Annotated in this window: 13 protein-coding genes; 11 read left to right on the top strand and 2 right to left on the bottom strand. The window is 70.3% G+C overall.

Annotation, left to right across the window (positions count from 1 at the left end):
- The first annotated feature begins 83 nt into the window (after nucleotides 1-83).
- The 11 genes from AB0F17_RS49200 (at nucleotide 84) to clpB (ending at nucleotide 13,338) form a co-directional block, all read left to right on the top strand.
- Nucleotides 84-941: a transporter substrate-binding domain-containing protein gene (locus AB0F17_RS49200; protein ID WP_358038491.1), complete on the top strand. Its 858-nt coding sequence runs from the start codon at nucleotides 84-86 to the stop codon at nucleotides 939-941.
- A gap of 14 nt (nucleotides 942-955) precedes the next feature.
- Nucleotides 956-1,669 carry an amino acid ABC transporter permease gene (locus AB0F17_RS49195; protein WP_358038488.1) on the top strand — a complete coding sequence of 238 codons (714 nt, stop codon included), beginning with the start codon at nucleotides 956-958 and terminating at the stop codon, nucleotides 1,667-1,669.
- A complete protein-coding gene (locus tag AB0F17_RS49190; protein ID WP_358038485.1) occupies nucleotides 1,666-2,406 on the top strand; it encodes an amino acid ABC transporter ATP-binding protein in 741 nt (246 codons plus the stop codon). Before AB0F17_RS49195 ends, AB0F17_RS49190 begins: the two co-directional genes overlap by 4 nt.
- Entirely contained in the window at nucleotides 2,403-3,686 is a 1,284-nt protein-coding gene (locus AB0F17_RS49185; protein WP_358038482.1) for an FAD-dependent oxidoreductase, read from the top strand. The genes AB0F17_RS49190 and AB0F17_RS49185 overlap by 4 nt, the downstream gene beginning before the upstream one ends.
- A 146-nt stretch (nucleotides 3,687-3,832) precedes the next feature.
- On the top strand, nucleotides 3,833-6,454 hold the full coding sequence (locus AB0F17_RS49180) for an AAA family ATPase (protein ID WP_358038479.1): 2,622 nt from the start codon (nucleotides 3,833-3,835) through the stop codon (nucleotides 6,452-6,454).
- 91 nt (nucleotides 6,455-6,545) lie between these two features.
- Nucleotides 6,546-7,022 (top strand): general stress protein, encoded by a 477-nt coding sequence (locus AB0F17_RS49175; RefSeq protein ID WP_358038477.1) that lies wholly within the window; start codon nucleotides 6,546-6,548, stop codon nucleotides 7,020-7,022.
- A 12-nt stretch (nucleotides 7,023-7,034) separates the two neighbouring features.
- The gene (gene dnaK, locus AB0F17_RS49170) at nucleotides 7,035-8,933 is read left to right on the top strand and encodes a molecular chaperone DnaK (protein ID WP_358038475.1); all 1,899 of its coding nucleotides are present in this window, start codon (nucleotides 7,035-7,037) and stop codon (nucleotides 8,931-8,933) included.
- A 1-nt stretch (nucleotide 8,934) separates the two neighbouring features.
- Complete coding sequence (locus AB0F17_RS49165; RefSeq protein WP_358038472.1) at nucleotides 8,935-9,453, top strand: nucleotide exchange factor GrpE; 519 nt, start codon at nucleotides 8,935-8,937, stop codon at nucleotides 9,451-9,453.
- A complete protein-coding gene (locus AB0F17_RS49160; protein ID WP_358038469.1) occupies nucleotides 9,453-10,394 on the top strand; it encodes a DnaJ C-terminal domain-containing protein in 942 nt (313 codons plus the stop codon). The genes AB0F17_RS49165 and AB0F17_RS49160 overlap by 1 nt, the downstream gene beginning before the upstream one ends.
- Complete coding sequence (locus AB0F17_RS49155) at nucleotides 10,391-10,684, top strand: chaperone modulator CbpM (RefSeq protein ID WP_358038466.1); 294 nt, start codon at nucleotides 10,391-10,393, stop codon at nucleotides 10,682-10,684. Before AB0F17_RS49160 ends, AB0F17_RS49155 begins: the two co-directional genes overlap by 4 nt.
- 38 nt (nucleotides 10,685-10,722) lie before the next feature.
- Nucleotides 10,723-13,338 carry an ATP-dependent chaperone ClpB gene (gene clpB, locus AB0F17_RS49150; protein WP_358038463.1) on the top strand — a complete coding sequence of 872 codons (2,616 nt, stop codon included), beginning with the start codon at nucleotides 10,723-10,725 and terminating at the stop codon, nucleotides 13,336-13,338.
- 3 nt (nucleotides 13,339-13,341) lie between these two features.
- Here clpB and ppk2 read toward each other — a convergent pair whose 3' ends face one another.
- Both ppk2 and AB0F17_RS49140 read right to left on the bottom strand, forming a co-directional pair.
- Entirely contained in the window at nucleotides 13,342-14,238 is an 897-nt protein-coding gene (gene ppk2, locus AB0F17_RS49145) for a polyphosphate kinase 2 (RefSeq protein ID WP_358038461.1), read from the bottom strand.
- A gap of 71 nt (nucleotides 14,239-14,309) precedes the next feature.
- Nucleotides 14,310-15,266, bottom strand: a complete 957-nt coding sequence (locus AB0F17_RS49140) for an acyl-CoA desaturase (RefSeq protein ID WP_358038458.1) — start codon at nucleotides 15,264-15,266, stop codon at nucleotides 14,310-14,312.
- Between the last annotated feature and the right edge of the window lie 112 nt (nucleotides 15,267-15,378).

Raw genomic sequence — 15,378 nt, 5'->3', positions numbered from 1 at the left:
GGTGGGCGCAATACGAGTTCTGGGGGATATATCGGAAAGAGGTCGCCATGAGGCGGAAAAGCGGCGTTATAGTCGCATTGATCATGATTACCGCCCTGGCAGGGTGTGGATCTGACAAACCCATCGAGAACTCCTACAACACCATCGAACCGGGCGTGCTCAAGGTCGCCGTCCAGCCGTACATGCCCTACACCGCGGTCCGCGGCCAGGACCTCGTGGGCATCGACAGCGAGATCCTCCAGGCCGTCGCGAAGAAGCTGAACCTGCGGATCGAACCCCAGGTCACCGACTTCAGCGGGATGCTCGGCAACGTGCAGGCCCGCAGGGTCGACATCTCCATCGGCGGCATCGCGTGGACGAAGGAGCGGCAGGCGCAGGGCCTGTTCACCGACCCGCCCTACTACTCGCCGCCGGCGATGGCGGTGCACGGCGACCAGCAGTACACCACGGTCGCGAACCTCGAAGGACTCCCGCTCGGCACCGTGACCGGCTACGTCTGGGTGAAGTCGATCCAGGCCATCCCCGGAGCCAAGCTGCACGCCTACCCCGACGCGCAGGGCGTCTTCAACGATCTGTCCGCCGGCCGTATCCAGGTGGGCTTCCTCGACCCGCTGCTGATCATCTACACCCAGCAGAAACGCCCGGACATGCGGTTCAGCACCCGATACCTCACCGCGCCGACGGATGAGGAGGTCAAGAAGCAGGCGGCGTACGAGTACCTGCGGCCGTACATGACCAGCTTCTACATCCCCAAGGAGGAACCCAAGCTGGAGCAGGCCGTGTCCGAGGCGATCAGGGGCATGTACGCCAACGGCGAGATGGCCGCGCTGATCAAGAAGTACGGCGGCGACGCCCAGCAGTTCCTCAAGCCCTCACCCTGGATGGCCCAGCAGCGGCGCGGTGTCGATCGCCCGGCCGGCTGGCAGCCCCCCAGCCTGTAAGACGGAGGCGCGACGTGTTCAAGGTTCCCTGGTCCGACTACACCGACGCGCTCCTGCAGGGGTTGCTGCGCACCGTGGAGTACGCGGCACTGGGCTTCGCGGGAGCGGTCGTGCTCGGGCTGCTCCTCGCGCTCATGCGGCTGAGCAGGTCGCGCCTGGTGCGGTTGCCCGCCTCGATCTACACCGAGGTCTTCAAGAACATCCCGTTGCTGGCGATCATCTTCGTCACCTACTTCGGGCTGACCTCGATCGGCGTGCGGTTGGGCGCGATCGAGGCGGGCGCGCTCAGCCTGGTGGTCTTCTACGCCGCCTACCTGTCGGAGACCTTCCGGTCCGCGCTCGCCGGGGTGGACGGCGGCCAGCGGGAGAGCGCCCAGGCTCTGGGCATGAGCCCGCTCGGCACGTTCACCCACGTGATCTTCCCGCAGGCGCTCAGGCTCGCCCTGCCCGGCACCAACACCATGCTGGTGGACCTGCTGAAGTCCACCTCGCTGCTGGTGACGATCTCGGCGGCCGAGCTCATGACCCAGGCGCAGCTCATCACGTCGGACACGTTCAGGGCGCTGGAGGTCTACCTCGTCATCGCGGCGATCTACTTCGCGCTCTGCTACCCGCTGTCGCAGGCGCTGCTCTGGCTGGAACGGCGGGTCAGGGCGGGCTCGCCGCTGCTCATGAGCAGGCGTCGCCGCCTGCGCAAGGCCCGCGCACTGCTGGGAGAGGGTTCATGACACCGCTCGTGAGAATCGACGGGCTGATCAAGTCCTTCGACGGCCGCCGCGTGCTCGACGATGTCAGCCTGGAGGTACGGCCGGGCGACATCGTGAGCATCCTGGGCCAGAGCGGCGGCGGCAAGAGCACGCTGCTGCGCTGCGTCAACCTGCTGGAACGACCGGACGCCGGCATCATCGAGCTGGCCGGCGAGCGGATCCACCCGGCGGGCGGCGACCTGGCCAGGCTGCGCCAGCGCGTCGGCATGGTCTTCCAGCGCTTCCATCTCTTCCCCCACCTGACGGCCGTGGAGAACGTGGTGCTCGCGCAGATGAAGGCGGCCGGCATCGGCGAGGACGAGGCGGTGGCGACGGCCGTACACCTGCTGCGCAGGGTCGGACTGGCGCACCGCGCGCTCGCCTTCCCCGGGCAGATGTCCGGCGGCGAGCAGCAGCGGGTCGCCATCGCCAGGGCGCTCGCGCTCAGGCCCGCGGTGCTGCTGTTCGACGAGCCCACCTCGGCCCTCGACCCCGAGTCGACCGGCGAGGTGCTGCGCGTCATGCGCACCCTCGCCGACGACGGCATGACCATGCTGATCGTCACGCACGAGGTGCCCTTCGCCAGGGAGATCTCCGACTGGGTGGCCTTCCTCGACCGGGGCCGCATCGTGGAGGAGGGGCCGCCGCAGAAGGTGCTCGACGACCCGCGGGAGGCACGGACGAGAGCTTTCCTCACGTCCTACGGGTCGGCACGGTGAGCGCGCCGCCCGTGGTGGTGATCGGAGGCGGCGCGGTCGGCCTCTGCACGGCCTTCTACCTGCGCCGGCAGGGCATGGAGGTGCACGTCGTCGACCGGGGTCCCGTCGGTGGCGGCTCCTCGCGGGGCAACGCGGGCTGGGTCTGCCTGAGCCATTCCGCGCCGGTGCCCGCGCCCGGCGTCGTCCGGTACGCCGTCAGCTCGATCGGTCGTCCCGACTCCCCGTTGTACGTGCGGCCACAGGCGACGCTGGCGTTCGCCCGCTGGCTGCTGATGTTCCGGCGGAGCAGCACCAGACAAGCGTTCGAGCGGGGCTACGCCGCCGTCGCCCGCTTCGCCGAGCCCGCCTTCGACCGCTATGGCGAGCTGGCGGCGGCCGGGGTCGACACGACCCTGACCCGGCCCGGCCTGGTCCACGCGTTCACCTCGATGGAGGAGGCCACACGCTTCCACCGCACCCAGCGCGCCATGACGTGGGCCGGGTACGACGTGCCCGCCGACATCCTCACCGGCAGGGACCTGCTGGACCTCGATCCCGCGCTCGGCGGCAAGGTCACGGCGGGCTACCGCGTGCGCGGGGAGGGCGTCCTCGACCCGACGGCCTTCGTCGAGTCGCTCGCCGCCCACCTGCGCAAGGCCGGGGTGCGCATCACCGAGCACGCGGCCGTGCGGGGGTTCCGCGTGCGCGGCGGTCAGGTGGCCGCGCTGCGCATGTCCGAGGGTGACCTCGACTGCTCCGCCGTGGTGGTCGCGGCCGGGTCCTGGTCGGCGGACCTGCTGCGCGGCCTGGGTATGCGGATGCCGCTGCAGGCGGGCAAGGGCTACAGCTTCTCGGTCGACCTCGACCCCACCCCCGAGCACCCCCTGTACCTCGGGGACAAGCACGTCGCGGTCTCGCCCATCGCGGGGAGCACCCGCATCGCCGGGACCATGGAGCTCAGCGGCAACAACCGGCGCCTCGACTGGCGGCGCGTGGTGGCCATCGCCCGCGCCAGCCGCGACTACCTCGGCCCGTGGTACGACACCCCTGACGACCTGATGGCGCTCATCCGCGACCCCTGGGTGGGCGGGCGGCCCATGCTCCCCGACGGATTGCCGGTGCTCGACCGGGTTCCCGGCACTCCCAACGCCTACGCGGCCACCGGCCACGGGATGCTCGGCATCACGCTCGCCCCGGCCAGCGGCCGGGCGATGGCCGACTACGTCGTCACCGGCCGCCGCCCGGCCGAGCTCGAGGCCTTCCGCGGCGACCGGCCGCCCCTCCGGACCGCCCGGCGATAGCCAACGCGCCGCTCGGCGGGAAGGCGCGAAGGCGCGCCACATCCCCGATTCCCGCGGTGACCTACCGGACCGCGGTCCGAAAGATCTCCCCCGGCATGAGGTTCATGGGTCTCTGTCCGGAAAGCCATGCATCTAGGGGATACGAGATGTGGGAGCGCGAACGGGAATGGCGTCACGTCGAGAGCCTGCTGCGCACGGTCGAAGGAGGCGCGGGCGGGACCCTGCTGGTGGACGGCGAGCCCGGAGCCGGCCGGACGCGGCTGCTCGCCGAAGCAGCCGCCGCCGCGGCCGGACGCCACATCACCGTGGTCCGCGGCAGCCCGGAGGACATGGGCGAGCTGATCCCGTGCGGCATGCTGTTCCAGGCTCTCGACCTGCGATTCGAGCCGGCGGCCTGCGATGATGCCGGCGCCTCTCGTACGCGGACCCTCGAACGGCTGAGGGCGGGCTTCGAGGAACGGGCCACGCAACCGATGCTGGCCGTGCTCGACGATCTGCACGCGGCCGACCCGATGACACTCATGGTGCTGCGCGCCCTCCACCACGTGCTGGCGCCCCGGCCCATCGGCTGGCTGCTGAGCCGCTCGACCGTCCTGGAGCACGGCCGGGCCGCTTTCCTGTTCGACCTCCTGGAGCGCGAAGGGGCAACCAGGGTCGAACTCGAGCCGCTCTCCCCGGAGGCGGCCGCCGGGCTGGTGACGGAGGCGCTCGGGGTGCCGCCCGATCCGGCGACGCTGGCCTGGGTGGTGGGCGCCGCCGGCGGCAATCCGCTGCTGATCAACGAACTCCTCGCCGGACTCCGGGACGAAGGGCTGCTGGGCGCCGTGATCGACGGTGCCGACCTGCCGTACGCGCATGTTCCCCTCCGGCTGCGGATGGTCGTGCGGCGCTGGATCGACACCCTCAGCACCGGTGCCAGGAACCTGGTGGAGACCGTCGCCGTGCTCGGCCGGTCGTTCTCGCCGGAACAGGCCGCGTCCCTGCTGGGCACCACACCGGCCGCGCTGCTTCCCCTGGTCGAGGAGTCCATGGCGGCGGGCATCCTGACCGCCGACGCCTGCGGTCTCACCTTCCGTCACGAGCTGGTCAGGCTCGTGGTCGCCACGCGGGTCCCGCAGCCGCTACGGCACGCGCTGCTGGACCAGCTCGGCGTCCGTACGCGTGCCCTACCGGCGAGCCGGCCACCGGCCGGCTCCAGCCTCGGCCACGTCGTGGCCTTCCTGGATACGGCGATCGCCGAGGGCCGGCTGCAGGAGGCCGAGCAACTGGTCAGGGAGGGCCTGGCCGACAGCGGTTCGGTGGACGGCGTGGTGGAATTGCGTGGCGTTCTCTCGGACATCCTGTATCTGACCGGCAAGATCGAGGAGGCCCTGCGGGAGGCCGAGACGGTGCTGGCCGTGCCGGACCTGCCCAGCCCGGTACGCGATCGGGCGGTCCTGGTCCGGCTGTACGCCCTGGCGCACCGGCCGGATTCCGGCAACTCGGTGCGGGCGTACGCGCACGAGGTCATGGAAGGGGCCGCCCGGCACGGTCCGGGGGCCACGGTCGCGGCCCTGGTCGCGCTCGCGGTGACCGAGTGGGACGAGGGGCGGCTGTCCGCCGCGCTGGCGTTCGCCGAGGACGCCCGGCGGCTGGCCGGCGCGGACGAGTCAGGAGTGCATCGCTACGACTCGCTGCTCGTCTCCGCCGCGATGCTCATGGACATTCATCGCCTCGACGAGGCACTGGTGATCCTCCAGGAGGCTCGTGCGGACATGTCCGCCCATGGTCATCTGGCCTGGCTCGCGGACGTCTCCGCGCTGGAGGCCCGAGCCGAGCTCACCGCGGGCCGGTTCGACAGCGCCGTCACCGAGGCGGAGCGGGCCCTTGACCTGGCCACCGCTCTGGGCACGCCGCTGTCGGTCATGGGGGCCAACGCCGTTCTCGCCACCGTAGCGCTGCGGCGCGGCGACCTGCGGGCGGCGACCCGGTACGCCATGGAGGGGGCCGGTGGTCCGCTCGACGGGCAGACGCGGCACGCCCTGCTGACCGCACAGGTCGCGGAGGTGCGCGACGGCCCGCTGAGCGCGATGACGCTGCTCACGGGACTTCCCGGCCCACTCGGGCGGCAGCGTTCGATGCTCACCATGGAGCCCTCGGCGGGCGCGTGGATGGTCCGCATCGCCCTCGCCACCGACGACCGCACGGCGGCCGAGGCCGTCGTGGCCACCGCGGAGGCGCTCAGCCGGGCCAACCCGGAGTTCGCCGTGCTGGTCGCCTCGGCCGCGCACGCCCGGGGCCTGCTCGACGGTGACGGCGACGCCCTCGCGCGGGCCGCCGAGCAGACGGACGACCTATGGGCGCGGGCCTCCGCCGCGGAGGACCTCGGCGTGCTGCTCGTCGCGGCCGGGCGGCACGCCGACGCCGCCGGCCACCTGGATCGCGCGCTCGCGATCTACCAGGACATCGGATCGGCCAGGGACTCGGCACGGGTCCGCCGGAGGCTGCGCGGCATGGGCGTACGCCACCGCCACTGGAGCTACGCCGAACGGCCGGTCACCGGCTGGGAGAGCCTCACCGAGACCGAGCGCAACATCTCGCTGCTCGTCGCCGACGGATGGACGAACCGGCAAGTCGCCGAGCAGACCTTCATCAGCGTGCACACGGTGGCCTTCCATCTGCGCCACGTCTACCGCAAGCTGCAGATCAACTCCCGCATCGAGCTCGTCCGTCTCGTGGTGACACAGGGAAGGACCGACCCCCGCCCGTCCGGTACGGCGGAAGCCTGATGACTACACATCTGGGGGATGTGGCGCGTGGAGGCCTGGTGAAGCCTCTAAAGCGTACGCAGAGGTATCGCGCCTGAAACGAGGAGGAGCCGTGTCCCTAGCACCGCATGGTCCCATCACGGCGAACCGGGTGCCGGTCGCCAGCTACCCGACATATCAAGAGGCCGAGAAGGCCGTCGACTTCCTGTCCGACCACGGATTCCCCGTGCAGGGAACGCTGATCGTAGGCGTGGGGCTGCGCTCGGTGGAGCAAGTGGTCTCGCGCATGACCTACCTGCGCGCGATCGGGATGGGCGCCGCGTCCGGCGCCTGGTTCGGCGTGCTCATCGGCCTGTTCCTGGGGATCTTCTCCCCCAGAATGACGCTCGCCGTCGTGCTGTGGGGGCTGATCTGGGGAGCGATCGCCGGAGCGATCTACGGTCTGATCGCGCACTCGGTGCACGGCGGACGGCGGGACTTCGTCTCGGAGAGCGGGCTGGTCGCCGACAAGTACGAGGTCCTCGTCGAGTCCGAGAACGTGCCCAAGGCCCAGACACTACTCGGACAGATCGGAAAAACAACGGGCTAGGGGGAGCTCGCCATGGCGAAAGCAGTCGGCATCGATCTCGGTACGACCAACTCGGTGATCGCCGCCACGGAGGACGGTCATCCCACGGTGATTCCCAACGCGGAGGGCTTCCGGACGACGCCGTCGGTGGTCGCGTTCACCGACCAGGGCGAGCGGCTGGTGGGCCTGCTGGCTCGCCGGCAGGCCATACTCAACCCGAAAGGGACGATCTACTCCGCCAAGCGCTTCATCGGCCGCCGCTACAACGAGGTCGAGAGCGAGCTCCACGCGGTCTCCTTCGACGTGGTGGAAGGGCCGGACGGAGCCGTACGCTTCCAGGTCGGCGACAAGCAGTACGCTCCGGAGGAGGTCTCGGCCCTCGTACTGAGGAAGCTCGTCGCCGACGCGGCGAAGTATCTCGGCGAGAAGGTGACCGAGGCCGTCATCACCGTCCCGGCCTACTTCAACGACGCCCAGCGCCAGGCGACCAAGGACGCGGGGCGCATCGCGGGGCTGGAGGTCCTGCGGATCATCAACGAGCCGACCGCCGCCGCGCTGGCCTACGGGCTGGACAAGAAGGCCAACGAGACCGTGCTGGTCTTCGACCTGGGCGGCGGCACCTTCGACGTCAGCGTCCTGGACATCGGTGACGGGGTCGTCGAGGTACGTTCGACCTCCGGCGACGGACACCTGGGCGGCGACGACTTCGACCGCCGCATCGTCGACTACCTGGCCGACGAGTTCCAGAAGGAACAGGGCATCGACCTGCGCAAGGACCCGCAGGCCCTGCAGCGGCTCTTCGAAGCGGCGGAGAAGGCCAAGGTCGAGCTGTCCTCGGTGACCCAGACCACGATCAGCCTGCCGTTCATCACGGCGGACGCCTCGGGGCCGAAGCACCTCAACACCACGCTCATGCGCTCCACGTTCGAGCAGATCACCGCCGACCTGGTCGAACGCTGCGTCCACCCGGTCGAGCAGGCGATGGAGGACGCCAAGCTCAGGCCGGCGGACATCGACGAGGTGATCCTCGTCGGTGGGTCGACCCGGATCCCCGCCGTGCAGAACCTGGTGCGCAGGCTCACCGGCGGCAAGGACCCCAACATGACGGTGAACCCGGACGAGGTCGTGGCCATCGGCGCGGCGATCCAGGCGGGCATCATCAAGGGTGAGGTCGAGGACGTCGTGCTGCTCGACGTCACGCCCCTTTCGCTGGGCGTCGAGACGCTCGGCGGCGTCATGACCAAGGTCATCGAACGCAACACGACGATCCCGGCCCGCCGGACCGAGACCTTCAGCACGGCCGACGACAACCAGGGCGCCGTCGACATCGTGATCTTGCAGGGGGAGCGGGAGCGCGCGGCCGACAACCGGGTGCTCGGGCGCTTCCGGCTGGAGAACATCCGGCCCGCGCCCCGGGGAGAGCCGCAGGTCGAGGTCACCTTCGACATCGACGCCAACGGCATACTCAACGTCTCCGCCCGCGACAAGGATACCGGCGCCGAGCAGCGGATCACCATCAGCGAGAGCTCCAACCTGGACAAGCAGGAGATCGAGCGGATGGTCGCCGACGCCGAGCGCAACCGCACCGAGGACGCCAGGATCCGGGAGACGATCGACGCCCGCAACGAGCTGGACTCGATCGCCTACCAGGTGGAACGCCGCCTGCAGGAGCTCGGCGACGCCGTCCCCGTACACGAGAAGGCGCGTGCGGAGCAGCTCGTCCAGGACGCCCGGCAGGCGATCAAGGAAGAGGCGCCGGCCGACCGGTTGCGTTCGCTCACCGGCGAACTTCAGCAGGTGTTCCACGGGCTCGCGGCCACCAGCCGGCAGGAGGGCCGGTCCGGCGTGCCACCACAGGGAAGGACGGAGACCGCTGCCGGTAGCGACGAGGACGTGATCGACGCCGAGTACACCACGTCCGACTCGGAGTGACATGAACGACCGCGAAGACAGGACGGACGAGACCGAGGCGCCGGGCGCGCCCGCGACGGCGGACGCGCCCGAGGAGACCGACGCCAAGCTCGCGGAGCTGGAGGACCGCTGGCTGCGTTCGGTCGCCGAGCTGGACAACGTGCGCAAGCGCATCGCCCGGGACACCGAACGGCTGCGGGCCGAGGAACGGGACAGGGTGGCGGCCGAGTGGCTGCCCATCCTGGACAACCTGGAGCTCGCGCTGGGCCACGCGGCCGGTCAGGAAGGCGACGCGCGCGCGATAGCCGAAGGGGTACGGGCCGTGCGGGACCAGGCTCTCGCGGTGCTGTCCCGCCTGGGCTACGCCCGCCACGACGAGACCGGCGTGCCGTTCGATCCCGTTCACCACGAGGCGGTGGCGACCGTCGAACGGGACGACGTCGAGCCGGGCACCGTTGTGCAGGTGGTCCGTCCGGGCTACGGCGACGGTCTGCGGCAGCTCCGCCCGGCGATCGTGGTCGTCGCGAAGAAGGCGGAGTGATGGTGGCCCGGCGGGACTTCTACGAAGTGCTCGGCGTCGACAGGAAGGCCGACCAGGACGAGATCCAGCGGGCCTATCGCAAACTCGTACGCGCCCACCATCCCGACGTCAACAAGGATCCCGGCGCGGAGGACCGGTTCAAGGAGATCTCGGAGGCGTACTCCGTACTCTCCGACCCCGGCACGCGCCGGCGGTATGACGCGTTCGGGCCTGATTTCCGCCAGGTGCCGCCCGACGTGGACCCCGCGCAGTGGGCGCGGGCTCGCGCCGGCGGAGCACGCGCGGGCCGGGGCGGCCGGCGGAGCTCGGCGGGGACGCCGGACTTCGGGTTCGGCACGGATGAGGGCATCGACATCGAGGACCTGCTCGGTGGCATGTTCGGTGGCCGCGGCGGGCGGGGCTGGGGGCCCGTGCCCGGCGCCGACCAGGAGGCGGAGCTGACGCTCACGGTCGAGGAGGCCTACCAGGGCGGGCGTCGGGCCATCACGCTGCCCGGCGGCCGGCGGCTGGACGTCGCGATCCCCCCGGGGGTCACCAACGGGCAGCGCATCAGGCTCGCCGGCCAAGGCGGGCACGGAAGCGAGGACGCCAAGCGCGGCGACCTCTTCCTCATCGTGCGGCTCGCCGAGCATCCCCGCTACCGCGTGGAGGGCCGCGACATCCACGCCGTCCTGCCGCTCGCCCCCTGGGAGGCCGCGCTGGGCGCCACGGTCGCCATCGACACGCCGGGCGGCGAGGCGAAACTCAAAGTGCCGCCGGCCTCCTCGACCGGCCGCCGCCTGCGGCTGCGCGGCCGCGGCATGCCCAGCCCGCGCGGCGGCCCGGGCGACTTCTTCGCCGAGGTGCGGATCATGGTGCCGGCCCGGCTCACCGAGGAGGAGCGGCGCCTGTTCGAGCAGCTCGCCGCCGTCTCGGCCTTCGATCCGAGGGGGCGTTCATGACCTATGCGCTCGTACGGCCGATGCTGCTGGACCTGAACTCCTTCGCGCACGCCACCGGGCTGCACCCGGAGGCCGTCCGCCGGCTCGTGGCGCTGGGCCTGCTCGAACCGGTCAGGGACGCCAAGGGGGAGTTGTGCTTTCCGCCCGCCCAGGTGACGTTGGCCGCCCGGATCCAGCGGCTGCACGCGGGCCTGTCGCTCAACTACGCCGCCATCGGCCTGGTGATCGACCTGCTCGACCGGATCGAGGAACTGGAGACGACCCTGCGGAGCCTGTCCACACGACACTAAGGGGACGACATTGAGGAGACGACATTGAGGAGAGTGGAGTGGACCCGAACCGGATGACCCAGAAATCGCAGGAGGCCCTGCACGACGCCCAGACCAAGGCCCTGCGTCACGGGCACACCGAGGTCGACGCCGAGCACCTCCTGCTGGCCCTGCTCGAACAGCCGGAGGGTTTGGCACCCCGGCTGATGGAGGTGGCCGGGGCCGACCCGGCGAGCCTGCGCGCCGACCTGGAGGCGGAACTCTCCCATCGGCCCAAGGTCAGCGGGCCGGGCACCACACCCGGCCAGGTCTTCGTCACCCAGCGGCTGTCACGGCTGCTCGACACCGCGGACCGGGAGGCGAAGCGGCTCAAGGACGAGTACGTCTCCGTCGAGCACCTGCTGCTGGCCCTGATCGAGGAAGGCAGCGCGACCCCGGCGGGACGCCTGCTGCACGGCAAGGGACTGACCCGGGACCGCTTCCTCCAGGCTCTCACCGCCATCCGGGGCAACCAGCGGGTCACCTCGGCCATGCCCGAAGTGGCCTACGAGGCGCTGGAGAAGTACGGGCGCGACCTGGTGGCCGAGGCCCGCGCGGACAAACTCGACCCGGTGGTCGGCCGCGACACGGAGATCCGCCGCGTGATCCAGATCCTCTCCCGCAAGACCAAGAACAACCCCGTCCTGATCGGTGATCCCGGTGTCGGAAAGACGGCCATCGTCGAAGGGCTCGCCCAGCGGATCGCCCACGGCGACGTGCCCGAGGGGCTGCGCGACAAGACCGTCTTCAGCCTGGACATGGGCTCGCTCGTGGCCGGCGCCAAGTACCGAGGGGAGTTCGAGGAACGCCTCAAGGCGGTGCTGAACGAGGTGAAGAGCGCGGAGGGCCGGATCATCCTGTTCGTCGACGAGTTGCACACGGTGGTCGGAGCCGGGGCGGCCGAAGGCGCCATGGACGCCGGCAACATGCTCAAGCCGATGCTCGCGCGCGGCGAGCTGCACATGATCGGCGCGACCACGATCGAGGAGTACCGCCGGCACATCGAGAAGGACGCGGCCCTGGAGCGGCGCTTCCAGCCGGTGCTCGTCGAAGAGCCCTCCGTCGAGGACGCCATCTCGATCCTGCGCGGACTGCGCGAGCGGCTGGAGATCTTCCACGGCGTGAAGATCCAGGACAGCGCGCTCGTCGCCGCGGTGACGCTGAGCCACCGCTACATCGCCGACCGGTACCTGCCGGACAAGGCCATCGACCTGGTCGACGAGGCGTGCGCGATGCTCCGTACCGAGATCGACTCCATGCCCGCCGAGCTCGACGAGCTGACCCGGCGGGTGATGCGACTGGAGATCGAGGAGGCCGCGCTGGCCAAGGAGGAGGACCCGGCGAGCCAGGCCCGCCTCACCGACCTCCGCAAGGAGCTGGCCGACCTGCGCGCCCAGGCCGGCGCCACCCGGGCGCAGTGGGAGGCCGAACGCTCGGCCCTGCGCAAGGTCCAGGCCCTGCGGCAGGAACTGGAGACCGTACGGCGGGAGGCGGAGCAGGCCGAACGCGACTACGACCTCAACCGCGCCGCCGAACTCCGCCACGGCAGGCTCCCCGACCTGGAACGCCGGCTCCGTGCCGAGGAGGAGCGGCTGGGCAGCCGGCAGAACGGGCACCGGCTGCTGCGCGAGGTCGTGACCGAGGAGGAGATCGCCTCCATCGTCTCGCGCTGGACCGGCATCCCCGTGAGCCGGCTGCAGGAGGCGGAGCGCGACAAGCTGCTCAGGCTGGACGAGATCCTGCACGAGCGGGTCATCGGCCAGGAGGAGGCCGTGCGGCTCGTCGCCGACGCCGTCATCCGCGCCCGATCCGGCATCAAGGACCCCCGGCGCCCCATCGGATCCTTCCTCTTCCTCGGGCCGACCGGTGTCGGCAAGACCGAGCTGGCCAAGTCGCTCGCGGCCGCGCTGTTCGACACCGAGGACAACATGATCCGCATCGACATGAGCGAGTACCAGGAGCGCCACACGGTCAGTCGCCTGGTCGGCGCGCCTCCCGGCTACATCGGCTACGAGGAGGGCGGTCAGCTGACGGAGGCGGTGCGCCGCAAGCCGTACTCGGTGGTGCTGTTCGACGAGATCGAGAAGGCGCACGCGGACGTGTTCAACACGCTGCTGCAGGTCCTGGACGACGGGCGGCTGACCGACGCGCAGGGCCGCACGGTCGACTTCCGCAACACCGTGATCATCATGACCTCCAACATCGGCTCGCAGTACCTGCTCGACGGGGTCACCTCCGACGGCGAGATCAAGCCCGAGGCGCGCGACCGGGTGATAGGGGAGCTGCGCCGGCACTTCCGGCCGGAGTTCCTCAACAGGGTCGACGACATCGTGCTGTTCAAGCCGCTGACCGAGGCCGAGATCGAACGGATCGTCGAGCTGATGTTCCACGACATCCGGCAGCGGCTGGCCGACCGGCGTCTCACGCTGGAGGTCACCGACGAGGCGCGGCGGCTCATCGCCAACCAGGGCTACGACCCGGTCTACGGCGCCCGGCCGCTACGCCGCTTCCTCGCCCGCGAGGTCGAGACCAGGATCGGGCGCGCCCTGCTCAGCGGCGACATCCCCGAAGGCTCGACCATCGCCGTCGACGTCGACAAGGGCGAGCTGAACGTCACCTTCCACGGAGCGGGGTGACGCCTATGTTTCCGCGGTGTGGTCCTCGTCGTAGATGTCGGACGCCGACCTGACGATGAACGGGTCCGGGGCGCCGACCACCTCGTGGTCCTTGTTGTCGTAGTCGAACAGGTTCAGCACGTGGCGCATCGCCTCCAGGCGGCCCCGTTTCTTGTCGTTGCTCTTGATGACCGTCCACGGCGCCTCGCGGATGTCGGTGTTGAGGAACATCTCCTCCTTGGCGCCGGTGTAGTCGTCCCACCGATCCAGCGAGGCCAGGTCCATCGGCGACAGCTTCCACTGCCGCACCGGATCCACCTGCCGGATGATGAACCGGGTGCGCTGCTCCGAGCGCGTCACCGAGAACCACAGCTTGACCAGGTGGATGCCGTCGCGTGTCAGGGCCCGCTCGAACTGCGGCACCTGCACCATGAACTCCCGGCACTCGGCCTCGGTGCAGAACCCCATCACCCGCTCGACCCCGGCCCGGTTGTACCAGGACCGGTCGAACAGCACGATCTCCCCGGCGGAGGGCAGGTGGGCGATGTAGCGCTGGAGGTACCACTGGGTGCGTTCGCGTTCGGACGGCTTCTCCAGCGCGACCACGGTGGCCCCGCGCGGGTTGAGGTGCTCCATGAACCGCTTGATCGTGCCGCCCTTGCCCGCCGCGTCACGCCCCTCGAACAGGACCACCAGGCGCTGGCCGGTGTCCTTGACCCAGTACTGCAGTTTCAGCAGCTCGATCTGCAGCAGCCGCTTGTCGTGTTCGTAGTCCTCCCGGGGCAGCCGCTCGGGGTAGGGGTAGTGCTCGCGCCAGGTGTCGACCCGGCTGCCGTCCGGCCGCAGCAGCACCGGATCGTCATCGTCGCTGTCATCCACCAGCAGGCCGGGGGTGGAGTCCAGCAGTGAAACCCGTTCCATGACACCCGACTTGCCCAAATTTCGCCCGGCGATGCCGTTTTCGAGTGGTGTTCAGGAGCAGTTCGTTTTCGTCACGGGTGTGGATCGCGCGGGTCGACGCGGCGGGCGGCCAGGCGGTCGGGGTCGGGCCAGTGCACGCCGTGCGCCCAGCCCGCCAGCTCGAACCAGCGGATCAACCGGGCGCTGGGGTCGAGCTGGCCCTGCAGCACCCCGTGCCGGGCGCAGGCCGGCTCCACATGGTGCCAGTTGTGCCAGCCCTCGCCGAGCGTCAGCATCGCCACCCACCGGACGTTCGACGAGCGGTCCCTGGTACGGAAGGGGCGATCGCCGAAGGTGTGCGCGATGGAGTTGACCGACCATGTGACGTGGTGGACCACGGCGTAGCGGACCAGCCCGCCCCAGAAGAAGGCGGTCCACGCGCCCGCCCACGACATCGACCACAGCCCGCCCACCACGGCGGGCAGCGCGAACGACAACGCCGCGACAGCCGGATAGGCGGCGTCGAAGCGCCGTACGTCCGGGTCGGCCAGCAGGTCCGGCACCCAGTGCCGGCGGCTGGAGCGCTGACGGGCGGTGTAGAACCAGCCGATGTGGGCGTGCGCCATGCCGCGCAGCAGGGCCAGGCCGTCGTCGCCGTAACGCCACGGCGAGTGCGGGTCGCCGTCGCGGTCGGCGTACTTGTGGTGCCGGCGGTGTTCGGCCGTCCACAGGGTGACCGGGCCCTCGACCGCCATGCCGCCGGCCAGCATGAGGGCGATGCGCAGCGGCCGGTGGCACTTGAAGGCCCGATGGGTGAAGAGCCGGTGGTAGCCGATGGCGATCCCGAAGATGCTGATCAGGTACATCACCACCGCGATGACCACGTCACGCGGGCCGATGCCCCATCCCCAGGCGGCGGGCACGGCGAGCGCCGGGAGCAGCACGGGGAGCACCACGAGGACGATCAGGTAGACGGTCCGGCGGCCGGTGGTGGCCGTCACCGTCTCCGCCGTCCCCGAATCCGGCTGCGGGATGGATGACGAGTTCACGCTATCTCCCGTGATCGGCGAAGACGATACGGCTCCTCATTCAACGGCCGCGTGCCCAGAGCACGGCAATGACCTGGAAGTGACGAAGCCATCACTCAGGGGAATCAAAACA

The sequence above is a fragment of the Nonomuraea sp. NPDC026600 genome (genome assembly GCF_040638335.1).
GTDB lineage: Bacteria > Actinomycetota > Actinomycetes > Streptosporangiales > Streptosporangiaceae > Nonomuraea.
The sequence above is the reverse complement of the archived record's forward strand: the minus strand, read 5'-3'. Positions and strand labels throughout refer to the sequence as shown.

Coding starts and splice junctions, on each gene's coding strand:
- AB0F17_RS49200 (WP_358038491.1), top strand. CDS start 84: ATGATTACCGCCCTGGCAGGGTGTGGATCTGACAAACCCATCGAGAAC.
- AB0F17_RS49190 (WP_358038485.1), top strand. CDS start 1,666: ATGACACCGCTCGTGAGAATCGACGGGCTGATCAAGTCCTTCGACGGC.
- AB0F17_RS49180 (WP_358038479.1), top strand. CDS start 3,833: ATGTGGGAGCGCGAACGGGAATGGCGTCACGTCGAGAGCCTGCTGCGC.
- dnaK (WP_358038475.1), top strand. CDS start 7,035: ATGGCGAAAGCAGTCGGCATCGATCTCGGTACGACCAACTCGGTGATC.
- AB0F17_RS49165 (WP_358038472.1), top strand. CDS start 8,935: ATGAACGACCGCGAAGACAGGACGGACGAGACCGAGGCGCCGGGCGCG.
- AB0F17_RS49160 (WP_358038469.1), top strand. CDS start 9,453: ATGGTGGCCCGGCGGGACTTCTACGAAGTGCTCGGCGTCGACAGGAAG.
- AB0F17_RS49155 (WP_358038466.1), top strand. CDS start 10,391: ATGACCTATGCGCTCGTACGGCCGATGCTGCTGGACCTGAACTCCTTC.
- ppk2 (WP_358038461.1), bottom strand. CDS start 14,238: ATGGAACGGGTTTCACTGCTGGACTCCACCCCCGGCCTGCTGGTGGAT.